27 protein-coding genes are annotated in these 24,151 nt (G+C 68.0%); 13 read left to right on the top strand and 14 right to left on the bottom strand.

Annotation, left to right across the window (positions count from 1 at the left end):
- The first annotated feature begins 50 nt into the window (after positions 1 to 50).
- The gene (locus tag NM2_RS52320) at positions 51 to 275 is read left to right on the top strand and encodes a sigma factor-like helix-turn-helix DNA-binding protein (RefSeq protein ID WP_157121890.1); all 225 of its coding nucleotides are present in this window, start codon (positions 51 to 53) and stop codon (positions 273 to 275) included.
- 77 nt (positions 276 to 352) lie between these two features.
- A complete protein-coding gene (locus NM2_RS44565) occupies positions 353 to 1,054 on the top strand; it encodes a PAS and ANTAR domain-containing protein (RefSeq protein ID WP_067683208.1) in 702 nt (233 codons plus the stop codon).
- Here the strand turns inward: NM2_RS44565 and NM2_RS44560 are convergent.
- Positions 1,051 to 1,584, bottom strand: a complete 534-nt coding sequence (locus tag NM2_RS44560; protein ID WP_157121886.1) for a hypothetical protein — start codon at positions 1,582 to 1,584, stop codon at positions 1,051 to 1,053. The two genes, NM2_RS44565 and NM2_RS44560, sit on opposite strands and share 4 nt — an antisense overlap.
- 253 nt (positions 1,585 to 1,837) lie before the next feature.
- Here NM2_RS44560 and mbp1 point away from each other — a divergent pair, with 253 nt between their 5' ends.
- The gene (mbp1, locus tag NM2_RS44555) at positions 1,838 to 2,095 is read left to right on the top strand and encodes a microaggregate-binding protein 1 (RefSeq protein WP_084532274.1); all 258 of its coding nucleotides are present in this window, start codon (positions 1,838 to 1,840) and stop codon (positions 2,093 to 2,095) included.
- 39 nt (positions 2,096 to 2,134) lie between these two features.
- A complete protein-coding gene (locus NM2_RS44550; protein ID WP_067683200.1) occupies positions 2,135 to 2,608 on the top strand; it encodes a Dps family protein in 474 nt (157 codons plus the stop codon).
- A gap of 138 nt (positions 2,609 to 2,746) precedes the next feature.
- Here NM2_RS44550 and NM2_RS44545 read toward each other — a convergent pair whose 3' ends face one another.
- From NM2_RS44545 to NM2_RS44510, 8 genes are all read right to left on the bottom strand, one after another.
- A complete protein-coding gene (locus NM2_RS44545; protein ID WP_067683197.1) occupies positions 2,747 to 3,172 on the bottom strand; it encodes a DUF4189 domain-containing protein in 426 nt (141 codons plus the stop codon).
- A 167-nt stretch (positions 3,173 to 3,339) separates the two neighbouring features.
- Positions 3,340 to 3,717 carry a metal-sulfur cluster assembly factor gene (locus NM2_RS44540; protein ID WP_067683196.1) on the bottom strand — a complete coding sequence of 126 codons (378 nt, stop codon included), beginning with the start codon at positions 3,715 to 3,717 and terminating at the stop codon, positions 3,340 to 3,342.
- Complete coding sequence (gene sufU, locus NM2_RS44535; RefSeq protein WP_067683193.1) at positions 3,710 to 4,207, bottom strand: Fe-S cluster assembly sulfur transfer protein SufU; 498 nt, start codon at positions 4,205 to 4,207, stop codon at positions 3,710 to 3,712. Before sufU ends, NM2_RS44540 begins: the two co-directional genes overlap by 8 nt.
- A gap of 18 nt (positions 4,208 to 4,225) precedes the next feature.
- On the bottom strand, positions 4,226 to 5,503 hold the full coding sequence (locus NM2_RS44530) for a cysteine desulfurase (RefSeq protein ID WP_067683191.1): 1,278 nt from the start codon (positions 5,501 to 5,503) through the stop codon (positions 4,226 to 4,228).
- 1 nt (position 5,504) lies between these two features.
- On the bottom strand, positions 5,505 to 6,278 hold the full coding sequence (sufC, locus tag NM2_RS44525) for a Fe-S cluster assembly ATPase SufC (RefSeq protein WP_067683189.1): 774 nt from the start codon (positions 6,276 to 6,278) through the stop codon (positions 5,505 to 5,507).
- Positions 6,279 to 6,314: 36 nt separating this feature from the next.
- Positions 6,315 to 7,562 (bottom strand): Fe-S cluster assembly protein SufD, encoded by a 1,248-nt coding sequence (gene sufD / locus NM2_RS44520; protein ID WP_067683185.1) that lies wholly within the window; start codon positions 7,560 to 7,562, stop codon positions 6,315 to 6,317.
- Complete coding sequence (sufB, locus tag NM2_RS44515; protein WP_067683181.1) at positions 7,562 to 8,998, bottom strand: Fe-S cluster assembly protein SufB; 1,437 nt, start codon at positions 8,996 to 8,998, stop codon at positions 7,562 to 7,564. The genes sufD and sufB overlap by 1 nt, the downstream gene beginning before the upstream one ends.
- Positions 8,995 to 9,840 carry a helix-turn-helix transcriptional regulator gene (locus NM2_RS44510; RefSeq protein WP_084532272.1) on the bottom strand — a complete coding sequence of 282 codons (846 nt, stop codon included), beginning with the start codon at positions 9,838 to 9,840 and terminating at the stop codon, positions 8,995 to 8,997. The genes sufB and NM2_RS44510 overlap by 4 nt, the downstream gene beginning before the upstream one ends.
- A gap of 160 nt (positions 9,841 to 10,000) precedes the next feature.
- Between NM2_RS44510 and mptB the strand changes: the two genes are divergently transcribed.
- From mptB to NM2_RS44490, 4 genes are all read left to right on the top strand, one after another.
- Complete coding sequence (mptB, locus tag NM2_RS44505) at positions 10,001 to 11,707, top strand: polyprenol phosphomannose-dependent alpha 1,6 mannosyltransferase MptB (RefSeq protein ID WP_067683179.1); 1,707 nt, start codon at positions 10,001 to 10,003, stop codon at positions 11,705 to 11,707.
- Positions 11,704 to 12,633, top strand: coding sequence for an ABC transporter ATP-binding protein (locus NM2_RS44500; protein ID WP_067683177.1), 930 nt, complete (start codon positions 11,704 to 11,706; stop codon positions 12,631 to 12,633). The genes mptB and NM2_RS44500 overlap by 4 nt, the downstream gene beginning before the upstream one ends.
- Before the next feature lie 70 nt (positions 12,634 to 12,703).
- Entirely contained in the window at positions 12,704 to 13,486 is a 783-nt protein-coding gene (locus tag NM2_RS44495) for an ABC transporter permease (protein ID WP_067683176.1), read from the top strand.
- Between the two features lie 103 nt (positions 13,487 to 13,589).
- Positions 13,590 to 15,545, top strand: a complete 1,956-nt coding sequence (locus NM2_RS44490; protein ID WP_067683174.1) for an acyl-CoA dehydrogenase family protein — start codon at positions 13,590 to 13,592, stop codon at positions 15,543 to 15,545.
- A gap of 13 nt (positions 15,546 to 15,558) precedes the next feature.
- On the opposite strand, the gene NM2_RS44485 is transcribed toward NM2_RS44490, so the two are convergent.
- Complete coding sequence (locus tag NM2_RS44485) at positions 15,559 to 16,179, bottom strand: hypothetical protein (RefSeq protein WP_067683172.1); 621 nt, start codon at positions 16,177 to 16,179, stop codon at positions 15,559 to 15,561.
- Between the two features lie 195 nt (positions 16,180 to 16,374).
- On the opposite strand from NM2_RS44485, the gene NM2_RS44480 reads away from it, so the two are divergent.
- A complete protein-coding gene (locus NM2_RS44480) occupies positions 16,375 to 17,331 on the top strand; it encodes a COX15/CtaA family protein (protein ID WP_067683212.1) in 957 nt (318 codons plus the stop codon).
- A gap of 82 nt (positions 17,332 to 17,413) precedes the next feature.
- Positions 17,414 to 17,635, top strand: a complete 222-nt coding sequence (locus NM2_RS44475; RefSeq protein ID WP_067683211.1) for an FmdB family zinc ribbon protein — start codon at positions 17,414 to 17,416, stop codon at positions 17,633 to 17,635.
- A gap of 16 nt (positions 17,636 to 17,651) precedes the next feature.
- On the opposite strand, the gene NM2_RS44470 is transcribed toward NM2_RS44475, so the two are convergent.
- The 3 genes from NM2_RS44470 to NM2_RS44460 all read right to left on the bottom strand — a co-directional run bounded on the left by NM2_RS44470 (position 17,652) and on the right by NM2_RS44460 (position 19,854).
- Entirely contained in the window at positions 17,652 to 18,530 is an 879-nt protein-coding gene (locus NM2_RS44470) for a class I SAM-dependent methyltransferase (protein WP_067683170.1), read from the bottom strand.
- A 115-nt stretch (positions 18,531 to 18,645) separates the two neighbouring features.
- Positions 18,646 to 19,419, bottom strand: a complete 774-nt coding sequence (locus NM2_RS44465) for a transporter substrate-binding domain-containing protein (RefSeq protein WP_067683168.1) — start codon at positions 19,417 to 19,419, stop codon at positions 18,646 to 18,648.
- 93 nt (positions 19,420 to 19,512) lie between these two features.
- Positions 19,513 to 19,854: a hypothetical protein gene (locus tag NM2_RS44460; protein ID WP_067683164.1), complete on the bottom strand. Its 342-nt coding sequence runs from the start codon at positions 19,852 to 19,854 to the stop codon at positions 19,513 to 19,515.
- An 81-nt stretch (positions 19,855 to 19,935) separates the two neighbouring features.
- Between NM2_RS44460 and NM2_RS44455 the strand changes: the two genes are divergently transcribed.
- On the top strand, positions 19,936 to 20,901 hold the full coding sequence (locus NM2_RS44455; RefSeq protein WP_067683163.1) for a quinone oxidoreductase family protein: 966 nt from the start codon (positions 19,936 to 19,938) through the stop codon (positions 20,899 to 20,901).
- Between the two features lie 289 nt (positions 20,902 to 21,190).
- On the opposite strand, the gene NM2_RS44450 is transcribed toward NM2_RS44455, so the two are convergent.
- Positions 21,191 to 21,835, bottom strand: coding sequence for a TetR/AcrR family transcriptional regulator (locus tag NM2_RS44450; RefSeq protein ID WP_245718546.1), 645 nt, complete (start codon positions 21,833 to 21,835; stop codon positions 21,191 to 21,193).
- A gap of 60 nt (positions 21,836 to 21,895) precedes the next feature.
- Between NM2_RS44450 and NM2_RS44445 the strand changes: the two genes are divergently transcribed.
- Together NM2_RS44445 and NM2_RS44440 are read left to right on the top strand one after the other, a co-directional pair.
- A complete protein-coding gene (locus tag NM2_RS44445) occupies positions 21,896 to 23,338 on the top strand; it encodes an FAD-dependent monooxygenase (protein ID WP_067683162.1) in 1,443 nt (480 codons plus the stop codon).
- A gap of 141 nt (positions 23,339 to 23,479) precedes the next feature.
- Positions 23,480 to 24,151: hypothetical protein (locus NM2_RS44440; protein ID WP_067683160.1), on the top strand; the 672-nt coding region annotated here is incomplete at its 3' end.

Genomic DNA, 24,151 nt, shown 5'->3' with positions numbered 1-24,151 from the left:
ACTGACAATTTCGAAGATCTCATGACGGCGCATCCACCGGGCGCACCCCGCTGGACACCCTCGGCGCCGAGAAACCGGAATTCGAAGCCATCGCCAGCTACCCGGCCGTCGCACCACTGCTCGCCGCGTTACCGAACCGAGAGCGCCGGGTACTGACCATGCGATTCTACGGCTCGATCGCACAACCAGAGATCGCCGACCAACTCGGGTGCTCACAGATGCGAGTGTCACGAATTCCGGCGAAAACCCTGCGCGATCGAGCACTACCGGACTGATTCGGGCGGCATCAGCCTACCGGTACAGCAGATCAGCCCCTGGCGCCGCCGACCGGACGACCAGGGCGGATACTGTCATGATGATCGACGGCAAGAAGCTCGACCCGCAATTCGCGACGGCGCTCGGCAGTGTGATCGGCAATGAGCCGTGCTCCAACGCGGGCGAGTTCCGGTTCTCACTCACCGAACAACGGTGGGAATGGTCCGACGAGCTGGCGCGCATATTCGGCTACGAGCCCGGCACCGTCGAGCCGACCACGGAACTGCTGCTGTCCCACCAGCACCCCGACGTCCGGGCCGACATCGAAGTGGTGATCAAGAAGTTCGTCGAGTGCGGTGAGCCGTTCTGCGGCCGGCATCGGATCATCGACGTCGACGGCGAAGTACACGAAACGATCGTCATCGGCGATTACGAAACCGACGACGAGGGCGAGATCATCGGGACCGCCGGGTACTACGTCGACCTCACCGACGCACTCGAGCAGGAACGCAACGAAACCCTCAGCGAAGCGCTGCCCGACGTGATCGCCAGCAGGGCACCCATCGAGCAGGCCAAAGGCATACTGATCCTGGTCTACAACTTGAACTCCGAACAGGCATTCGCGGTGCTGAAGTGGCGTTCCCAGCAGACCAACACCAAACTTCGCGACCTGGCCGCACAGCTGGTCGAAGACGCGAAACAGCTGGATCCGAACAGCGCGGGCATACGCTCGAGATTCGATCACATCCTGCTGACCGTGCACGAACGAATCCGTCAGGAAAGCGACAATACGGTCTAGCCCCCAGCCGAGGCCGCACTGCCGGCGACCTCGCCCACAGCCGGAAAGCTCGATTCGGCGAGGCGGACGAGTCGCAACGGCGTGACCGAGCTGCGATTCAGTCCGCAGCCCAGGATCACGACGGCATCGGCCTCCGGCCGATCCGGGAGATTTCCGTACAGCAGCGCGTAACCACCGAATGCGAGCAAATGGGCGACCAGGTATCCGCCCAGAGCAGAGCAGAGCACGGTCAGCCAGATCATCCAGGCGGGCACCGCGGGCTCGACGACAACCATGACGAGCCCCGCTGCCAGCAGGATCAGCCCGGCGCCCACCACCACCGGAGTGAGCGTGGTCCAGGACCGCCCTTCCCTCCGGATCACCGCGAACCCGTTGGCCACCAACACGATACCGATGATCGCGGGCAACAACGTGGCGCCCAGCGCTATCCGGGGATGCGGCACCAGCAGTGACGACGAATCCGCGACGATCGAACCGGCGCCTGCACCGAGCAGCGTGAGGGCTGCCAGCAGAATCAATCCCGTCGACACCCGCCGCGGATCCCGGGTGGCGACGCAATTGTCGTCTGTGTAACGGCACCGAGCGATACCCCCGGGTTCCGGAGGTCGAACAGTCCGATGGGTTCCCGAGGCCAGCGGCACAATCATCCGCCCTCGGTCCACTACTGGGCGTTACGCACGTGCGCGGTGACGCGGGTCGTGGATGGTTCGCGATTGAATGCCGAATCCGTGGGTATCGCCGCTGAGCGGGTTCAGCCCAGGTGCCCGTCGAAGTACCCCCATAATGGAGTTGATTGTGCCGCAACACACTGACGGTCCTCGCGATGCGTTCGAAGGTGTCGTCGATGACGTGAAGGGCAAGGCCAAAGAGGTCGCCGGCGTCGTCATCGAGGACGAGAACCTCAAAGCCGCGGGACATGCGCAACAGGACAAGGCGCGAGCGCAGCGCACTGCCGCCCGAAAGGACGCCGAAGCCGAAAAGGCGCGTCTGGAGGCGGAAATCGCCGAAAATCGCCAAGCCGGTTACGAACACGACCAGTAACGCCACTCGGGCATCTCGACCGGACAGGAGGTATTGGGCATGCCGGAGCCGATCACCAGCACGCTCGACGACGAACAGCAGCGGATCGCCGGGGATGCCTTGCGCGCCACAGTGGTGGATCTGATCGATCTTTCACTGATCGCGAAGCAGGCACACTGGAACGTCATCGGGCCGAGTTTTCGATCCGTTCATTTGGCATTGGACGAACTCGTCATCGCCGCAAGGGATTTCACTGATAGTGCCGCCGAGCGGGCCACAGCGATCGGAATCAGCCCGGACGGACGTGCGCCGACGGTGGCCGCACAATCCTCAGCGATCGGATTCAATGAGGGCTGGCAGCCCGACACCGCTGTCATCGAAGCGATCGTCGCAAATCTGGCGGCGGTCATCGCACGACTGCGGGAGCGCATCGACGCCACCGAGAAGGCGGATCCCGTCACACAGGACCTGTTCATCGGCTTCGCCGCACGACTCGAGCAACTGCATTGGATGTGGCAGGCGCAGTCGAAATGATCGTCACACCGTAGCCCGCGGGTCGGCCGGGCCGGGCAGTGATACTGCCCGGTCCGTGTCCGTTATGCGTGGCTGCATAGGCGATTCGGCTGGTCCGTAATCCCGGGCCAGCCGAATCATTCAGCGCGCCAACTCAACTCACACGTTGGCCGTGCACGCCGACAGCACCACGTGCGCCGCACGCGGCATGGCACTGCCCAGGTCCGGGAACGGCGGTGCGCTCAGCCCCAGCGCCTTGACCGCGGACTGCTCGGCCTCGACCTTGGAATGCGCCCAGTTCCAGGCGAACCGCCCGTCCGCGCCCTGCGCGACTGCGCCGCAGGCGTTGACGATCTGAATGATGTTGCGGCAGTCCGGATGTCCGCACTTGGCGTCCGCGGCGTGGATGGCGTCGGGATAGTTGGCGTAGTTCAGCGCGTAGGCTACGGTGCCGGTGCTCTGCGAGAGCGAGAAAGCCCCGTACGCATTGGGAGCGGCGTTAGCGGTGCCCGTACCCAGGACGCTCAGGCCCGTGGTCGAGACGACTGCCAGGCCCAGGACGACGGCCTTACGCAGCAATGACATCGATGAATCCTCCCCGTTCGTAAATTATGTCGGGGAGGATCATCGTCGAGTTGCTGTCTTTTGTCCAGCGCGTTATCGGGTCGGATACAGGACCCCAAATCCCGGTATCCACAACTGAATCGGACATTTGCCCGCCGCTATCGCGACGGGCTCGCCGAACGGTCTTTTCAGACGGTGAAACCGAGCGCGCGCAACTGCTCGCGACCGTCCTCGGTGATCTTGTCCGGACCCCACGGCGGCATCCAGACCCAGTTGATCTTCAGATCCTCGACCAGACCGCTGCGCACCAGGGCATTGCGCGACTGATCCTCGATGACGTCGGTCAGCGGGCAGGCCGCCGAGGTCAACGTCATGTCCAGTAGCGCGACATCGCCCTCGACGCGCAAGTCGTACACCAGGCCCAGATCGACGACGTTGATCCCGAGCTCGGGGTCCACGACATCGCGCATGGCCTCCTCGAGATCCTCCAGCCGGCCGATCTCCTCGGCCGAGAGCTCGCGCTCGGGCGCGACCGCCGCCGACTCGCTCGCGGACGTATCACTCATCGTGCTGCCCCTTCGTGGAGATGCCGTTTCCCATCACATTCTTCGCCTCCTGCGCGGAGGTTATCCGCACGACCGCGTCCTTGAACGCCATCCAGCCCAGCAGTGCGCATTTCACGCGGGCGGGATATTTCGCCACGCCCGCGAACGCGATGCCGTCGCCGAGCACGTCCTCGTCGCCCTCGATGGTGCCGCGGCTGGAGATCATCTCGCTGAACGCGTCCACGGTCTTCATCGCCTGCTGCACCGGCAGGCCGATCACCTGATCGGTGAGCACCGAGGTGGCCGCCTGGCTGATCGAGCAGCCCTGACCGTCGTAGGAGATGTCCGCGACGTCGCCGTTGTCGTCGATGTGCACCCGCAGGGTGACCTCGTCGCCGCAGGTCGGGTTGACGTGGTGTACCTCGGCCCCGAAGGGCTCGCGCAGTCCGCGGTTGTGCGGATGCTTGTAGTGATCGAGGATCACTTCCTGGTACATCTGCTCCATACGCATGGGGAATTCCCCTCCTGTCTACTGCTCGCCCGCGCGCACGCCGAAGAAGCTCTGCGCCTTGCGCACGGCCGCGACCAGGACGTCCACTTCGTCCAGGGTGTTGTACAGGGCGAACGACGCACGGGCGGTCGCGGCGATGCCGAACCGGCGGTGCAGCGGCCAGGCGCAGTGGTGCCCGACGCGAATCGCCACACCTTCGTCGTCCAGGATCTGACCGACGTCGTGGGCGTGCACACCGTCCACGAGGAAGGACACCGCGCCACCGCGATCCACGTTCTCCGTCGGCCCGATGATCCGCACGCCATCGATCGCGCCCAGGCCCTCGAGCGCCGCGGTGACCAGCGAATGTTCGTGCGCCGCAACCGATGCCATGCCGACACTGCTGAGATAGTCTACCGCCGCGCCCAATCCGACGACCTGCGAGATCATCTGGGATCCGGCCTCGAACCGCTGCGGCGGCGGCGCGAACGTGCTGTGGTCCATGTACACGGTCTCGATCATCGAGCCGCCGGTGATGAACGGCGGAGTGTCCTCGAGCAGCGCGCGGCGGCCGTACAGGATGCCGATGCCGGACGGGCCGAGCATCTTGTGCCCGGAGAAGGCCGCGAAATCGACGCCCAGCTCACGCAGGTCCACCGGCATGTGCGGCACCGACTGGCAGGCGTCGAGCACCACGAGTGCGCCGACTTCCTTCGCGCGCCGGACCAATTCGGCCACGGGCGCGACCGCGCCGGTGACATTCGACTGGTGGGTGAAGGCCACCAGCTTCGTCCGCGGCGACAGATCCAGCGAATCCAGATCGATCCGGCCCTCGTCGGTCGCGTCGTACCAGCGCAGCGTGGCGCCGGTGCGGCGGGCGAGTTCCTGCCACGGGACAAGGTTCGCGTGATGCTCCACCTCGGTGATGACGATCTCGTCGCCCGCGCCCAGGCGGTAGCGGAAACGGTCGTCGGAGAACGCGTAGGCGACCAGATTCAGCGATTCGGTGGCGTTCTTGGTGTAGACGATCTCGTCCGCGCCGACCCCGACGAACGCCGCGATCGTGGCGCGCGCGGCCTCGTACGCGTCGTTGGCCTCCTCGGCCAGAGCATGCGCGCTGCGGTGCACCGCCGCGTTGTGCTCGACCAGGAACTGCCGCTCGGCGTCGAGCACCTGCAGCGGTCGCTGCGAGGTCGCACCGGAATCCAGGTACACCAACGGTTTTCCGTCGCGCACCGTGCGGCTCAGAATCGGGAAGTCGGCCCGGATCCGGGCCACGTCCAGGGCCGGAACCGTCACGTCCGACACAGCGGTCATCTCATGCTCCTACGGCAGCCGAAGTGAATCGCACGTATCCGTTGGCGTCCAGCTCCTCGGCCAGCTCGGGGCCGCCCTCGGCCACGATGCGCCCGCCGACGAACACGTGCACGAACTGCGGCTGGATGTACCGCAGGATCCGGGTGTAGTGGGTGATCAGCAGGATGCCGCCGTTCTCGCGCTCGGCGTAGCGGTTCACGCCCTCGGACACGATCCGCAGCGCGTCGACGTCCAGACCCGAGTCGGTCTCGTCCAGGATGGCGATCTTCGGCTTGAGCAGGCCCAGCTGCAGGATCTCGTGCCGCTTCTTCTCACCGCCGGAGAAACCCTCGTTGACGCTGCGGTCGGCGAAGGCGGCGTCGATCTCGAGTTCGTTCATCGACTCCTTCACCTCCTTGACCCAGGTGCGCAGCTTCGGGGCCTCGCCGCGGACCGCGGTGGCGGCGGTGCGCAGGAAGTTCGACATCGATACGCCCGGTACCTCGACCGGGTACTGCATGGCCAGGAACAGGCCCGCGCGGGCGCGCTCGTCCACCGACATGGCCAGTACGTCCTCGCCGTCCAGGGTGATCGAGCCCTGGGTGACGGTGTACTTGGGATGTCCGGCGATCGCGTACGACAGCGTCGACTTGCCCGAGCCGTTCGGACCCATGATGGCGTGCGTCTCACCGGATTTGATGGTGAGGTTGACGCCCTTGAGGATCCGGATCGGCTCACCGGACTCGTCCGGATTGGCGACCTCGGCGTGCAGGTCCTTGATTTCCAGGATGGTCATCGAATCGAATTCCTTTGCGGGGGTGTGTAGTTCGTGTCAGACGCCGACAGCGGCGAGTTCGGCCTCCACGGCCGCCTCGAGCCGCTTCCGGACCTGCGGGACGGTGATCTTCTGGATGATCTCGTGGAAGAACCCGCGCACCACCAGACGGCGGGCGGCCTCCTCCGGGATACCGCGAGCGCGCAGGTAGAACAGCTGCTCGTCGTCGAAACGCCCGGTGGCCGAGGCATGTCCGGCGCCGACGATCTCGCCGGTCTCGATCTCCAGGTTCGGCACCGAATCGGCGCGCGCTCCGTCGGTGAGCACCAAGTTGCGGTTGGCCTCGTAGGTGTCGGTGCCCTCGGCCGCGGCGCGGATCAGCACGTCGCCCACCCAGACGGTGTGCGCGTCGGGCCGGTGCGAAGAGGGATCGCCCTGCAGCGCGCCCTTGTACAGCACATTCGACCTGCAGTGCGGGACAGCGTGATCCACCAGCAGGCGCTGTTCGAAGTGCTGGCCGTCGTCGGCGAAGTACAGGCCGAGCAGTTCCGCGTCGCCGCCCGGACCGTCGAAGCGCACGGTCTCGGTCAGACGCACCAGATCGCCGCCGAGGGTCACATTGGTGTGCCGCAGGACCGCGTCGCGGCCCAGCTTGGCGTGCTGCGCGGTGGCGTGCACGGCGTCGTCGGCCCAGTCCTGCACGGCGACGACGGTGAGCTTAGCGCTGTCGCCGAGCACGAATTCCACGTTCTCGGCATAGGTTCCGCTGCCCCGGTAGTCGATGACGACCGTGGCGACCGCGAACCGGCCGAGGCGGATCTGCACGTGGCCGAAGCCGGTGCTGTCCTCGCCCGGACCGGTGATCGTCAGCACGATCGGCTCGGCCACTTCGGCTTCCGCGTCGACGGAGACGACGGTCGCCTGCTCGAAGCCCGAATAGGCTTGGGCGGCAACACGATCGGCGGGAACACCGGCCTCGCCCAGCCGCGCGTCGGAGCGCTCGACGGTCTCGACCGAGACTCCGGCCACGGCGCCCGGCACGAGCGGAATCCGCTCGGACTCGGTCTCGGCGGACCCGTCGGGCTGCGAAAAGCGAACCGCCGCAACCTCGACCGCGGCCGCGCCGTCACGCACGGCGGTGCCGTCGTGCAGACCGCGCAGGCGGCGGATCGGGGTGAACCGCCACGCCTCGTCGTGCGCGGTGGGCACCTCGAAGGCGTTCACGTCGAACGACGTGAACACCTCACCCTTGTTCACCGCGGGAATCCGGGCCTCACCGGCGACAGCAACGTTCTCGACCGGCATCAGCCGACGGCTCCTTCCATCTGCAGCTCGATCAGGCGGTTCAGCTCGAGCGCGTATTCCATGGGCAGTTCCTTGGCGATGGGCTCGACGAAGCCGCGCACCACCATCGCCATCGCCTCGTCCTCGGTCATACCGCGGCTCATCAGGTAGAACAGCTGATCGTCGGACACCTTCGAGACGGTCGCCTCGTGACCCATCGTGACGTCGTCCTCGCGGATGTCCACGTACGGGTAGGTGTCCGAGCGGCTGACCGTATCCACCAGCAGCGCATCGCATTTCACCGACGAGTGCGAACCGTGCGCACCCTTGTTGACCTGCACCAGGCCGCGGTAGGAGGACCGGCCGCCGCCGCGCGCCACGGACTTGGACACGATGTTCGAGGAGGTGTGCGGCGCCAGGTGCAGCATCTTCGCGCCGGTGTCCTGGTGTTGGCCCTCACCGGCGAACGCCACCGAGAGCACCTCGCCCCTGGCGTACTCGCCGGTCATCCAGACCGCCGGGTACTTCATGGTGACCTTGGAGCCGATATTGCCGTCGATCCACTCCATGGTCGCGCCCGCCTCGGCCTTGGCCCGCTTGGTGACCAGGTTGTAGACGTTGTTCGACCAGTTCTGGATCGTGGTGTAGCGGCAGCGGCCGCCCTTCTTCACGATGATCTCGACCACCGCGGAGTGCAGCGAATCGGACTTGTAGATCGGCGCGGTACAGCCCTCGACGTAGTGCACGTACGCGTCCTCGTCGACGATGATCAGCGTGCGCTCGAACTGGCCCATGTTCTCGGTGTTGATCCGGAAATAGGCCTGCAGCGGGATGTCCACGTGCACGCCCGGCGGCACGTAGATGAACGAACCGCCCGACCACACCGCGGTGTTCAGCGCGGAGAACTTGTTGTCACCGGCGGGGATCACCGAGCCGAAGTACTTCTGGAAGATCTCGGGGTGTTCCTTGAGACCGGTGTCGGTGTCCAGGAAGATGACGCCCTGCGCCTCCAGGTCCTCGCGGATCTGGTGGTAGACGACCTCGGATTCGTACTGCGCGGCGACACCGGCGACCAGACGCTGCTTCTCCGCCTCCGGGATGCCCAGCTTGTCGTAGGTGTTCTTGATGTCCTCGGGCAGGTCTTCCCAGCTCTCGGCCTGCTTCTCGGTCGAGCGCACGAAGTACTTGATGTTGTCGAAGTCGATGCCCTCGAGGTTCGAACCCCAGCCCGGCATCGGCTTGCGGTCGAAGATGCGCAGCGCCTTCAGGCGTGCCTCGAGCATCCAGTCCGGCTCGTCCTTCTTCGCCGAGATGTCGCGTACGACCTCCTCGGACAGGCCTCGCCGGGCGCTGGCACCTGCGACGTCCTTGTCTGCCCAGCCGTAGCCGTAGGTGCCCAGGGAGGCAATGGCCTCCTCCTGGGTCAGCGGCTGCGACTGATCGGTCGTCGTCGTCATTCGGCACTCCTTCCGGAGTCGTTGCGAGATGCCGTCGCGGGCTGCGCGGCGGCGTCGGATTCGTTCTCATCGGGGGTCGTAATTCCGGAGGCCGGCGGGACGACCAACGGCACGTGGGTGGTGCAGGCGCAGTCGCCGTTGGCGATGGTCGCCAGGCGTTGCACATGGGTGCCGAGCAGTTCGCGGAAGGCTTCCAGCTCGGCCGCGCACAGTTCCGGGAATTCCTCGGCCACGTGCGACACCGGGCAGTGATGCTGGCAGATCTGAACTCCCGCACCGACTTTGCGCGTCGAGGCGGCGAATCCGGCATCGTTGAACGCCTCGGCGATCTCCCGAGCCTTGGCCGCGGTCGTCTCCGGCGTGTGCCGCGCCAGCCGATCGATACCGGCCACGATCGTCGACACCCGCTTGCGCGCGAAATCGGTGATCGCGGATTCCCCGCCGATCTCGCGCAGTTGCCGCATCGCCGCACCCGCCAGATCGTCGTACGCGTGCCCGAGGCGCCCGCGCCCCGCGGCGGTCAGCTGATACTGCTTGGCGGGCCGCCCGCGCCCCTTCTGCTGCCAGGGCGCGGACCGGGTCGCCCGTGCCTCGCCGGATTCGATCAGCGCGTCCAGATGCCGCCGCACACCGGCCGGGCTCAGCCCGAGCCGCTCGCCGATGGCCGTGGCGGTCACCGGCCCCTGCTCCAGCAGCAGCTGAACGACGGCTTCGCGGGTGTGTCCCTCGCCCGTCGGCGCGACGGGCACGACAACACTCCGAGCACCCTCCCGGCGCCCGGCGGCAGTTCCCGCATTCCGCAAACCCACGGTTTTCACAACATCAGTGTGACGGAATTCCATCCCGCATTCTAGTAAGGTTCACCTTCCTCGACCGCGAAAGCGGACGAACCGCCAGTTCAGCCACGTATTCCAGGCTCTGCCAGCTTCCTCACACCCCTCTCGTGACGGCTACCCCCGCCGCACCGCCAGGGAAACGGTCACCCCATTAAGCTCTTCAAGCGTGGCGGTAGCGGAAGACATACGGCGCAGGTCGATCGAGTTGAGTCGCCGGGCATTGGGCCTGGATGTGCCGCCCGCCGATCACACCATCGCCGTCCTGCACACGAACGAATCCGACGTGCCCGGCCTCGACGCCCGGGAGATCGTGCAGTTCAGGCGAATTCGGCTGCTCGGCGCCACCGGCGCGGTACTGATGGCGATCAGCGCCCTCGGCGTGGGCGCACAACCGGTTCATCAGAATCCGGTCTCGGGCATGCGGGTGGTCGGACTGTTCGCCCGCGCCGCCACCCCGACGCTGGCCATGTGCATGATCGGCACGGTCGCGGTCGTGCTGGCCTGGCTGCTGCTGGGCCGCTACGCGGTCGGCGGATTCGGCGGGACCGTGCGGCATCGCCTCAGCCGTTCCCAGCTGGACCGCACGCTGCTGCTGTGGATCATCCCGCTGTCCATCGCACCGCCGATGTTCTCCAACGACGTGTACTCCTACCTCGCGCAGAGCCAGATCGCCGAGCGCGGCATGGACCCGTACGTCGTCGGCCCGGCCGAGGGCCTGGGCCTGGCCAATGTGCTGACCAACAACGTGCCCAACATCTGGCGCGACACCCCCGCGCCGTACGGGCCGCTGTTCCTGTGGATGGGACGCGGCATCGCCCAGCTGACCGGCGACAACATCATCGCGGGCGTGTGGGTGCACCGGCTGCTCGAACTCGGCGGCGTCGCCCTGATCGTATGGGCGCTGCCGCGGCTGTCCCGGCGCTGCGGGGTCGCGCCGGTGAGTGCGCTGTGGCTCGGGGCGGCCAATCCGCTCGTGTTGTTCCACCTGGTCGGCGGGGTACACAACGACGCGCTGATGCTCGGGCTGATGCTGGCGGGTCTGGAGTTCTGCCTGCGCGCGATCCGCGGGCCCGACACCCGGCGCACCGAGCCGACGCAGCCGTTCGGCCGACGAGAATGGGCGCTGTTGATCTTCGGCGCGGTGGTCATCACGTTGTCGTCGTCGATCAAATTCACCTCGATCATCGTGCTGGGATTCGTCGGCATGGCGCTGGCCCGGCGCTGGGGCCGCGGGCTGCGCCCGCTCCTGCAAGCCGCCGTCGTACTGGGCGTCATCGCGGTGGCCACCACCCTGTTCGTCAGTTATGCAAGCGGCCTGGGCTTCGGCTGGATCTACACGCTCAACACCGCCGGGGCGGTGCGCAGCTGGATGTCGCTGCCGACAGCGGTCGGTGTGATCACCGGATTCGGCGGCGTGCTGCTCGGCCTGGGCGACCACACGACCGCCGTATTGAGCATCACGCGGCCGATCGCCGGGGCCGTCGCCGCGTTCCTGAGCCTGCGCATGCTCGTGGCCACCTGGACCGGACGGCTGCATCCCGTTGGGGCACTGGGTGTTTCACTCGCGGCCATCGTGCTGCTGTTCCCGGTCGTGCAGCCGTGGTACCTGCTGTGGGCGATCGTGCCGCTGGCCGCCTGGGCCACCACCCGCGCGTTCCGCGCCCCCGCGATAGTGCTGTCCGCGGTGGTCGGCATCATCCTCATGCCGCGCGGTGCGGACTTCGGCGTCTTCCAGATCATCGAGGCGGCCAGCGCGACCGTGGTGGTCGGGGTCGGATTCATCGCGCTCACCCGCCACCGGCTGCCCTGGCGCGAGCGCACCGGGGTGTCTGCCCCGTCACAACCGGCCGCGGCATACGGTGTGACCTCGTGAACGCATCGGAACCCGCCGTCAGGGTCGACGGTGTCGTCAAACGCTTCGGCGAGACCATCGCCGTGGACGGCCCGAGTTTCGACGTAGCGCGCGCGGAGGTCGTCGCACTGCTGGGACCCAACGGTGCGGGCAAGACCACGACCGTCGAGATGTGCGAGGGATTCTCCGCACCCGACGCCGGATCCGTGCGGGTGCTGGGCCTGGATCCGATCGCCGACTCCGATGCCCTGCGCCCCCGGATCGGCGTGATGCTGCAGGGCGGAGGCGCGTATCCCGGCTCCAAGGCCGGGGAGATGCTGGATCTGGTCGCCGCCTATTCGGCCGATCCGCTCGATCCGCAATGGCTGCTGGACACGCTCGGACTGCGGGAGGCGCGCCGCACACCGTACCGTCGGCTGTCCGGCGGTCAGCAGCAGCGGCTCGCGCTGGCGTGCGCACTGGTCGGACGGCCGGAGATGGTGTTCCTGGACGAGCCGACCGCCGGAATGGACGCGCAGGCAAGGCATCTGGTGTGGGAGCTGATCGACGCGCTGCGCCGCGACGGTGTCGGGGTCCTGCTGACCACGCACATGATGGACGAGGCCGAACAGCTCGCGGATCGACTGGTCATCATCGATCACGGCCGCGTCGTCGCCGAGGGCACGCCCACCGAGGTCACCTCCGCCGGAGCCGAAGGGCAGCTGCACTTCAACGCGCCGCCCAAGCTCGATCTGCGACTGCTGACCACGGCCCTGCCGGAGGGGTTCGCGCCGAAGGAGACCTCTCCCGGTTCCTATCTGCTCTGCGGCGACATCACCCCGCAGGTGCTGGCCACCCTCACCGCTTGGTGCGCGCGAATCGACGTGCTGCCCACCGACATTCGCATCGATCAGCGCCGCCTCGAGGACGTGTTCCTGGAGCTGACCGGAAGGGAGCTGCGCAATTGAGCACCCACCCGCGCCCCGATTCCGGTCAGCCGGCCGCACCAGCCCAGCATCCGAGCGGAAGGCACTCGCGATGACCGACACCTCCGCCCGCTTCGCCCCCGGCACCTTCACCCCCGCGCCGCGTCCGGCCGCCCGCCCGGCGATGCTGGCCGCGCAGACCCGGATGGAGCTGATCCTGTTGCTGCGCAACGGAGAACAGCTCCTGCTCACCATGTTCATCCCGATCGCCATGCTGATCGGGCTGACCCTGCTGCCGCTGAGCAGCCTCGGCGAGCATCGGGTGGACCGGATCGTGCCCGCGGTGATGATGGTGGCGATCATGTCGACCGCCTTCACCGGACAGGCCATCGCGGTCGGTTTCGACCGCCGCTACGGCGCGCTCAAACGCCTCGGGGCCACCGCCCTGCCGCGCTGGGGCATCGTCGGCGGGAAATGCGCGGCCGTCCTGATCGTCGTTGTGCTGCAATCGATTCTGCTGGGCCTGATCGGCTTTGCGCTGGGCTGGCGCCCCGGTGCGCTCGGACTGGTCTTCGGCGCGGTGGTCATCGCCCTGGGCACGGCGACCTTCGCCGCGATGGGCCTGCTGCTGGGCGGCACCCTCAAGGCGGAAATCGTTCTGGCCCTTGCCAATATCCTGTGGTTCGTGATGCTCGCGGTCGCCAGCGTCGTCTTCGCCGCCGGTGACATCCCCCGCTGGCTGAGCATCATCGCGCGACTGCTTCCGTCCGGTGCCCTCGCACAGGCTCTGGACCAGGCGCTGCGCACCGGCGTCGACTGGTACGGACTCGTCGTGCTGGTCGTGTGGGGCGGCGTCACCGGCTGGCTCGCCTCCCGATACTTCCGCTTCGACTGACGGCTCCGCCCGCGATGGCCGTCCAGCGCCCACTGACCCCTACCGGCGGGTAATAAAGGCTTCTACACTCGAATGTGATTCCTATCACGTCCGAGGAGGCATCATGGCGACCACCGCAAAAGTCGACGCCACCGAAGATCAAGCTCGCGCGCTCGTCGAGGAATCACGCGAGACCACGTGGGCCAAGCCGTCGTTCGCGAAGGAGATGTTCCTCGGCCGCTTCCGGCTCGACCTCATCCACCCCTTCCCGCACCCGTCCGCCCAGGACGAGGCCAAGATCGAGGCCTATCTGGAACGCCTGCGGGCGCTGTGCGAGTCCCTCGACGGCAGCCGTATCGAGGCCGATGCCAAGATCCCCGACCGGTACGTGCGTGAGCTGGCCGAACTGGGCTGCTTCGGGCTCAAGATCCCGGAGGAATACGGCGGGCAGGGGCTTTCCCAGGTCGGCTACAACCGCGCGCTGATGCTCGTCGGATCCGCCCATCCCAGCTTGGGCGTATTGCTCTCGGCGCATCAGTCGATCGGTGTCCCCGAACCGCTGAAACTGGCCGGCACCACCGAACAGAAGCGGGAGTTCCTGCCGCGCTGCGCCCGCGGAGCGGTCAGCGCGTTCCTGCTCACCGAACCCGACGTCGGATCCGATCCCGCCCGGATGGCCAGCACCGCGACCCCGACCGCGGACGGCGAGGCGTACGAACTCAACGGCGTGAAGCTGTGGACCACCAATGGCGTCGTCGCCGAACTGCTCGTCGTCATGGCACGGGTGCCCAAGAGCGACGGGCATCGCGGCGGTATCTCGGCATTCGTGGTCGAGGCGGATTCGCCCGGCATCACGGTCGAGCGCCGCAACTCCTTCATGGGCCTGCGCGGAATCGAGAACGGCGTCACGCGCATGTACAACGTTCGCGTGCCCAGCCGCAATCTGATCGGCCGCGAGGGCGACGGGCTGAAGATCGCGCTGACCACCCTCAACGCCGGGCGGCTGGCGATTCCCGCGCTGTGCACTGCGGCGGCCAAGTGGTCACTGAAGATCGGCCGCGAATGGGCGGCCAACCGCGTGCAGTGGGGACGTCCGGTCGGCCAGCACGCCGCCGTGGGCTCGAAGCTGTCCTATATCGCCGCAACCGCTTTCGCGCTCGAGGCGGTCCTGGATCTGTCCGGTGCGATGTGCGACGAGGGCCGCAACGACATCCGCATCGAAGCCGCGCTGGCCAAGCTGTGGGCCTCGGAGATGAGCTGCCGGATCGCCGACGAGCTGGTGCAGATCCGCGGCGGGCGCGGCTACGAGACCGCCGAGTCGCTGCGCGCCCGCGGTGAGCGCGCGGTGGGAGCCGAGCAGTTGGTACGCGATCTGCGCATCAACCGGATCTTCGAGGGGTCCAGCGAGATCATGCGGCTGCTGATCGCGCGCGAGATGGCCGACGCGCATATGACCGCGGCCGGTGCGCTGGTCGACCGCAACGCGCAGTTCAAGGACAAAGCCAAGGCCGCGGTGGGCGCGAGTGGTTTCTACGCCAAGTGGTTCCCGCAGCTGGCGGTCGGGCCGGGCACGACACCGGCCGGATTCACCGAATTCGGGCCGCTGGCGGAACATCTGCGTTTCATCGAGCGGTCCGCACGCAAACAGGCCCGGTCGCTGATGTACGCGATGGGCCGCTGGCAGGCGAAACTCGAGTACCGCCAGGGCTTCCTGGGCCGCATCGTCGACATCGGCGCGGAACTGTTCGCGATGTCCGCCGCCTGCGTGCGGGCGCAGGCGCTGCGCGCCGAGGGGAGCGCCGACGCCGACGCCGCACAGGAATTGGCGGACGCGTTCTGCCGCCAGGCCCGTGTCCGGGTGCACCAACTGTTCGACGCCCTGTGGGACAACACCGACGACGCCGACACGACACTGGCCCGTGCCGTTCTCGAAGGCAGATACCAGTGGCTCGAGAGCGGTGTGCTCGATCCGAGTGAAGGCACGGGCCCGTGGATCGCGGAATGGCAGACCGGACCGTCCACCGAGGAGAATCTGCTCAGCCCGTTCCTGCCGTCCACCCGGACCGAGGCATCCGCCTAGAACCGAATCGCCGTCACGCCATTTCGGGGACCCGAAGGTGCGCGACCGCCAGTTCGAACTCGGCGCCGTCGATCAATTCGGCACCTGATCGGCGGCTGGCGTCGGCGCGCAGAGTCGCGGCCTGGTCGCGGTTGCGGAGCATCGCCTCGGCGCTGTCGTAGGTGGCGCACGAGACCGCGCGACCGGACGACCGATTGATCAGCAGGCTCGCACTGCAGAAGCCTTCGAGCGTTTCCATCTCCGACAGGTACTGGGACCGGTACGCCTCCACGGCGGCATCGATCCGGTCCGGATCGGTCTTGAGCCAGATCGCGCGCACGCAGGCACCCTCCGGTGATCTGTGCTCGCGATGCAGGGCGGCGATCTCCCATTCCTCGACCTGGGCGCTGCCGCCGAAGGTACCGGCGAGACGGTCCCGAATCGGGCGTACCTGGCTCTCGCTGTCCCGCATCGCCTCGGCCGAATCCCACGCACTCGTGGCGATGCACCGGCAGGACAGCCGATCCACCATCAGCGACAGCCCGACACAGCCCTGGATGCCGGTGATCGCCGGCATCACCTCGTCGCGGACGTGCGCAATCCCGGCATCGATAGAGGAGGGTTGCGCCTGAATCGTGGTGGAGCGTGCGTACACGTCCCCACCCCCTCTCTGCTCCAAGGCAGCGCCCCGGTGGCGCCACCGGTGCTATTCACCCTGCTCTTTCCCGGCCGCCGAGGCAATAGCCCGCACGCATGCCGTCCGTCCGCCGACAACGACGGACTGTAGTAGCCCGAGTGCGGTGCGGGACCGGAACCGGGCTACCATCGGTGCGTGCTGTCACGCGCCTTCATGCGACTCGTCGACCTGCTGCCGCTTCCGCCGCTTCGCGTGCAGCGGATCATCGCGTTCCTGGTGATCCTGTCGCAGGCCGGGATATCGGTGACCGGCGCGGTCGTGCGGGTCACCTCGTCCGGGCTGGGCTGTCCGACCTGGCCGCAATGCTTCCCGGGAAGTTTCACTCCCCTGCCGCACGCGGCGGTGCCGGTCTGGCATCAGACGGTCGAGTTCACCAACCGCATGTTCACCTTCGGGGTGACGCTGTTCGCGGCGCTGGTGGTGCTGGCGGTGCTGCGCGCCCGCCGGCGGCGTGAGGTGCTCGTCTACGCCTGGCTGATGCCGGGCGGCACGGTCCTGCAGGCGGTCATCGGCGGAATCACGGTGCGGACCGGGCTGCTGTGGTGGACGGTCGCGATCCATCTGCTGGTCTCGATGCTGATGGTGTGGCTGGCGGTGCTGCTGTTCGCGAAGATCGGCGAGCCCGACGACGCGGTCCCCGCGCCGCGGGTGCCCGCACCGCTGCGCTGGCTGACCGTGCTCAGCGCGCTGGCGCTCACGGCCACCCTGATCGCCGGGACCCTGGTCACCGGTGCGGGCCCGCACGCGGGCGACGAGAGCGTCACCAAACCCGTTGTGCGCCTGAAGGTCGAGATCGTGACGCTGGTGCACACCCACGCCGAGATGCTGGTCGCCTACCTGGCGCTGCTGATCGGCCTGGGCTTCGGCCTGGCCACGGTCGGCATGACGCGCGCGCTGCGCAACCGCTACATCGTGCTGATCGTGCTGGTCTGCGCGCAGGGCCTGGTCGGCATAGTGCAGTACTTCACGCACGTTCCCGCGGCACTGGTCGCCGTGCACGTCGGCGGCGCGGCCGCGTGCACCGCCGCCACCGCCGCGCTGTGGGCCGCGATGCGCACCCGTGAGCGGATCACCGCCGACACCCCCGCCTCGGCCTCCCGCGTCGCCTGATATCCGCTGTGCCGCACCGTGATCGGACCGATCCGGCGGGTGCCGGGTGCGGGCGGTCGCGACGATCGGGGATAATCCGAGGATGCCGACCTACGCGTACCGCTGCCGCGAGTGCACCGGAACCTTCGAACTCCAGCGGCCGATGAGCGAATCGGGCGCGCCCGCGGTGTGCCCCGACGGCCACGCCGACACCGTCAAACTTCTCACGACCATCGCGCTCACGGGCTCGTCGAGCAGCCCCGCACCCGTCTCTGCACCGGCTCCCTCGGGCGGCTGCTGCGGGGGTGGCTGCGGTTGCGGCTAGGCACCGCCGACCCGACTCAGCTGCTCCGATCCGCGATCGACACCCGGCCCAGCCCGTAGAAACGGGACTCGCGGGCCGGAAGCTCGAGTTCTCGCACGACCTCGTGCAGATCCCGGTCCGTGGTGACCGTGAGACCGTATCCGGCCAGCAGCGTACCCATCTGTTCCGGCGTCCAGGCCGAGATGTGCCGTTCGTGCTCGAGCGGATCCTTGCCCCCGGTCAGCCTGCTGTAGACGCGCAACGCCCGGCGGCCCAGCACCGCCACCCGGTTGTGCACCGGATAGGTCGCCACCAGACGGCTGCCCACGGCCGAGCGTTCGGCCACGACCGCGAGGGTCGATTCGACCTGGGTGGCGGTCAGGTACGGCAGTACGCCCTCCCAGATCCACGTCGTCGCCGCCGCCGGATCGTGTCCGGCCGCGGCGAGCGCGGGCCCGAGTGCGTCGCGGCCGAAGTCCACCGGCACGAAGGTCAGTGATTTCGCCACCGGCTCGAGCCCCTCGGCCCGCTCGCGCTTATCCCCTTGCGAGGCAGGGTGATCCACCTCGAACACCGTGGTCCCGGCCAGCTCGGGCATCCGCCAGGCGCGTGCGTCCAGCCCCGCGCCGAGCACCACGAGTTGCGGATTTCCCGCCTCCCGCACGGCGTCATCGATCACGACCGTCCGCGTGACCAGCACCGCGGCGGTCGCGTTGAGCATTTCGTGGCGCATCCGCGCCCGCCAGCCCGACGGCGCGCTGCCGGATCGGGCCAGCTCCACTTCCGCGCGCTCGTCATCGCGAAGTAGTCGCACCGCAACAGGATCGGCGAAGCGCCCGGGCGCCAGCCTGCCATCTCCCACCGCGCGACCCTGACACACCAGTATCGCTGTGCGGCTGGCCTCCGTATCCTTCACGACTTCACCTCACCGTCAATCGATTTCGCTGGCGGAACATCATTCGCAAATCCTCAGACCGGTTCCGGCCCGCGACCGTCGCGCATCATCCCCGAACGTGGGTGATGCCCGGTTCTCACGCGGTGGCGTGCGGCCCGATCCAGGCGTCGAACGAGCGGTCGACGCCGCCGGTCGCGAGCTGACTGGCCAGCCAGCCGTTCACCTCGGCGGCCAGCAGCGGATCGTTGCGGCGCAGCAGGAAGATCTTGCCCGAGGAGTCGAACGGGTGATCCGGGTGCAGCACGCGCAGCCCGGGATGCTGACGCACCCGATAGCGCCCTTCCACCGAATCGGTGACGAAGACGTCGGCGCGACCCCGATCGAGCTGGTCGACCATGGTCAGATTGTCCGGCCACAGGATCAGCCGCGCGGCCGGGAAATGCGTGCGGGCGAACGCCTCGTTGGTCCCGCCGGGATTCACCACGACGCGCACACCGGGCCGGTTGATCTGCTCGATCGTGGCGTATCGGCTCGCGTCGGCGGCGCGCACGATGGGCGCCTTCCCGTCGGTGCCGTAGCTGATCGAGAAGTCCGCGTAGGCCCGTCGGGAGGCCGAATCGGAGATGCCGCCCGCGGCGATGTCACAGTTCTTCGCGCCGAAGTCGACGGCCATGGCAGACCAGGTCGTCGGGACGAATTGCACTGGCCGGCGCAGCATTTCACCCAGACCGCGGGCCAGGTCGACATCGATGCCGCGATAGCCGCCATGCCCGTCGCTCACCGAGTAGGGCGGATAGTCCCCGGTCGTGCACACCCGCAGGGCGGGCTGCTGGGCGACGGCCGGAACCGCCACCGGGACGAGGGACAGCGCGCCGACCGCCGCCGCGGCCACCGAACGCCGGATTCGCATGACTCCCCGCGATCGTCGTAGGTGCCGCCCGCATGCGAGCAGCGCCCGGTGATCGTGCCGGGCGCTGCAGACGATACGTGATCCGAACCGGGTTCAGCGCTCGTTTCGCGCCCTGGGGAACCGGGTCTGGCGCGCCACCCATCCGGCCATCTTCGCCCAGTGCCCGGTGGCCGGGGTCACCACGGAGGTCAGTTCGCGATCCCAGTGCTCGGTCTCGCTCAGGCCGGGCACGGCCTCGACCACGGCCTTCGCGGTGGCCAGATCCTCGACGACGCGATCGCCGAGGACGCCGTCACTGCCGACCAGGGTGATCCGCACGCCGATGCGGCCGATCGGCTGCAGCACCGCGGTCGCGGAACCGCCGTGGGCGGCGACGAAATCCTCGACCGAATCGATCACGGAGGACGGCTTGGCTGGGGCCGCGGAAGCACTCATGGCGGCGAGTTTACCGCCCGGTAGGTCCGTTCCGGCACACTGCGGGGAATGATCACACCCGCGCGGGTGTAGAACCGACACATGCATGCCATTCAGGTTTCCGAGTTGGGCGGTCCCGAGGTCCTGAAGTACACCGAGGTACCCGATCCGGTGATCGGGCCCGGCCAGGTGCTCGTCGACACCGAGGCGATCGGCGTCAACTTCATCGATACCTACATCCGCAGCGGCGTCTATCAGACGGCCCCGCCCTACATCCCGGGCGCCGAGGGCAGCGGCGTGGTGTCCGCGGTCGGCGAAGAGGTGACCGATGTCCGGGTCGGCGACCGGATCGCCTGGGCGGACGGACCCGGCAGCTATGCGGAGAAGGTCGCCGTCGACGCCGCGGTGGCGGTCCCGGTGCCGGACGGGGTGGAACCGCCGGTGGCCGCGTCGGCGCTGTTGCAGGGGATGACCGCGCACTATCTGATCGAATCGATCTACAAGCCCGAAGCCGGGGAAACCGTTCTGGTGCACGCGGGTTCGGGCGGGGTGGGCCTGATCCTGACCCAGCTGGCCGCGGCGCGGGGCGTGCGCGTGATCACCACTGTGTCCACCGACGAGAAGGAGGCGCTCTCGCGCGAAGCCGGTGCGGCCGAGGTGCTGCGCTACGGCGACGATCTGGCCGACCAGGTTCGCGCGCTGACCGGCGGCGTCGGCGTGGCCGCGGTCTACGACGGCGTGGGCAAGGACACCTTCGAGGCCAGTCTGGGCTCGCTGCGGATCCGCGGGATGCTCGCGCTGTTCGGCGGCGCCAGCGGTCAGGTGCCGCCGTTCGATCTGCAGCGCCTCAACAGCGGCGGGTCATTGTTCGTCACCCGCCCCAAACTCGCGGACTATACCCGCGATCGTGCCGAATTGCTTTGGCGCGCAGGCGATATCATGAACGCCATCGCCGCGGGCACGCTGCGGATCCGGGTCGGCGCGACCTATCCGCTGGCCGAAGCCGAACGCGCGCACCGGGATCTGGAGAGCCGCAAAACCACCGGTTCGATCGTCCTGCTCCCCTAGCGGTCGCGCTAGGTTCGAAACGAGGGTGGCCTCGAATCCGGCCACCCTCGTTCGCTCACTCGGCCCCACACGACACAGTCGCCGAGACCGTATGTCCCGTCGACGAGCACCGGCGACCGCACCACCCCCGAGCCGAAAGCGGTTGCCGCACTATCCCACTCGGGCCCCGGAATCACGCGATACCCCTCCACGCGATATCGTCCCGGCCGATCCATGCTCGATACGACACCGGTCCGGAGTCGAAGTGGCTTGCCGCAGTGAGAAATCCCCGCAGAACGGTTCGCGCCGATCAGTAGTCCCGGCCGGTGAGGCCGCGGTAGACGAACCGCGTCAGCCCCTCGACGGCGTCCTCGTCACTCAGTTGGAGCGTGCCCTCCTCGATCACCTCGAGCAGCCCGTGGATCGCCAGAAACATCATCGCCAGACTCGCATCCGGAGTGCTGGGCAACCGCAGGCCCGCGGCGTCGAAGCCATCCAGATGATCCGCGACCTCATTGCGGTGTTCCGCCGAGAATCGCGCCGCGACCTGCGCGAAATCCGCGTTGACCAGCGCGGCCTGATTCATCGCGTGCAGCACCGGCCAGTTCCGCCGGGTGAACCGCCAGTACGCCGCCACATGGAAGCGCACCGCGTCCGGATCGGTGAAATCCGGATTGTGCCCCTGCTCCTCGGCCGCGGAATCCCCCTCGGCGGCAAAGTCTTTCAGCAATGACTGAAGTAGTTCCTCCTTGCTCGCGAAGTGGTTGTAGAACGAGCCTGCCGCGCGTCCGGCCGCCGTGGTGATGTCGGTGATCTTGGTGTTCAGATAGCCGCGCTCGGCGAACAGCCGCCGGGCCGCGTCCTTGAGCGCCTGTTCGGTCTCCGCCGAACGCTCCTTGCGCCCGCCTTTCGCCACGCCCGCGGCCATCGCGACCACCTCCTTGACAGCGGACACTACCAACCTCAATACTGAATCCACATTCACTGAATGACAATTCAGAAACGGAGAGATGTCATGACATCGCAGGTGCTCGTCGCCGGAGCCGGTCCGACCGGACTCACGCTCGCCATCGATCTGGCTCGCCGGGGCGTGGATGTCCGGATCGTCGAGCGGGCCACGGAATTCTGCGCGGGCTCGCGCGGCGACGGCATCCAGCCGCGCACCCTGGAGGTGTTCGAGGATCTCGGCGTCCTGGACGCGATTCACGCCGCGGGCATACCGGTCCCGCTGACGCGCGTTTTCCTGGACGGGAATGTGGTCACCGAACGCCGCATGAGCGAACTGCGCGAGCCGACCCCGGCCGTGCCGTACCCGAATCCGTGGATGCTGGGTCAGTCCGACACCGAGGCGATCCTGCGCGCCCGGCTGGCCGAATTCGGCGTCCGGGTCGAATTGTCCACCGCCCTGGTCACGTTCACCCACGACGCCGACGGCGTCACCGCGACGCTGGCGGGCCCCGGCGGCGCCGAGACGGTGCGCGCGGACTACCTGGTCGGCGCGGACGGCGGACGCAGCACCGTGCGCAAGACGCTCGGCATCGCGTTCGAGGGCAGCACCGACGATTCCATCCGGATGCTGCTCGGCGACGTGCCGGTCGACGCCCTCGACCACGGCTACGGCTACTGGTTCGCCGACGCGCACGAGCCGATGCACGGGATCTCGCTGACCCCGCTGGCGGGCCGGAATCTGTTCCAGTTCGCGACGCCGCTCGGGCAGGACGCCGAACCCACCCGCGCGGTATTGCAAGATTCGCTCGACCGAGTCTCCGGGCGCACCGACCTGATCGTCGGCGAGCCGGAGTGGTCCACGGTGTGGCGGCCGAATATCCGTCTGGCACAGCGTTTCCGGGTCGGCCGGGTGTTCCTGGCCGGTGACGCCGCGCACGCGCATCCCCCGACCGGCGGGCAGGGTATGAACACCGGCATCCAGGACGCCTACAACCTCGGCTGGAAACTGGCCGCGGCACTCGGCGGCGACACCTCGGCCCCGGACACCTACGAGTCCGAGCGGCGCGCGGTCGCCGCGCGGATCCTCGGCCTGAGCTCGGCGCTGCTGGACAAGCACGTCTCCGGGGCCGAAGACGCGATGGACCGGGGCGAGGACACCCATCAGCTCACCCTCACCTACCGGACGCCTGATGCGACCGGCACCCTGGTGGCGGGCGACCGCGCACCCGACGCGCCGCTGCGCCGCGCCGACGGCAGCACCGTGCGGCTGTTCGAACTGTTCCGCGGGCCGCATGCCACCCTGCTGAATTTCGGTGCCGAGGCCGACTCCGCGGCCGGGCCCGAAGACACAGGTACCCAGGCATATTCGCTGGTCGGACCCGAAACCCCGCCCCGCGACGGACAACTCGTCGCGATCGGCTCGCACGCCTTCACCGAGTACGCGGCCGATGCCGGTACCCGGGTGCTCGTGCGGCCCGACGGATACCTGGCCTGGCGCAACGACGGGTGACCCGGCTGCGGCGCGGCAGTGCCGATAATGCATCATCTGTGCTGCCGCGCAAGCCGATTCGCCCGGATCCCCGTACCCTTTACGGTGGCCGGGCAGCTGCTCGCTCGGTCGGCAACGAGGCATCGGGCAGGGGTTGATCAGATGTTGGTGAAGGTTCGTGGTGACGACCCGTCGCGGCTGTCCAGCACCGAGCGCACGGTGGTGAACTGGCTCAAGTCGTGGACCGGAGCGCACGCGTTACCCGGCATCGCGATCGTCAAGTCCGACAGCGCCGATGTCATCGTGTGGACGCCCAAGACCTGTGTGGTCGTCGTCCTGAAAGGCTTCACCGAGCGGGTGAACGGCACCCTGACCTGCGCGGCCACCGAGCCGTGGACGATCGATGGCCAGATCGCCCCGCTCGAGGGCGTGCAGACCGGCACCGAGCCGATGGAAGAGGTCAACGCCCGCACTCGCGGACTCGAGCACGAACTGCGCTCCGCACCGGGCCGCGAATCCGTCGCGGTGACGGGCATCGTGCTGGTCATCCCCCAGCTCGGCACACGGATCGCGCTGGAGAAGGGTCCGCTGCCCAGCGGTATCGATGTGGTCGTCGGGGATGGTCCGTCGTCGCTGCGGGCCTATTTCAATCGCATCGCCGGTGACGAATCCGGCACGAATCCGCGCCCGCCCGACACCTGGGACGCCGCACAGGTCGGCCAGGCGCTCGGCACACTCGGATTCGCAGCCGCCGCAACGTATTCCGATCTGATCGCGGAGGGGTTCCCGGCGCCTCGCGCCGGCCGCGGCCCGGCCCGCGAACCCGCACCGGCC

It is taken from the genome of Nocardia miyunensis NBRC 108239, assembly GCF_001613065.1.
Taxonomy (GTDB): Bacteria; Actinomycetota; Actinomycetes; order Mycobacteriales; family Mycobacteriaceae; genus Nocardia; species Nocardia miyunensis.
Note: the sequence above shows the minus strand (reverse complement) of the source record. Positions and strands in the feature narration are given on the sequence as shown.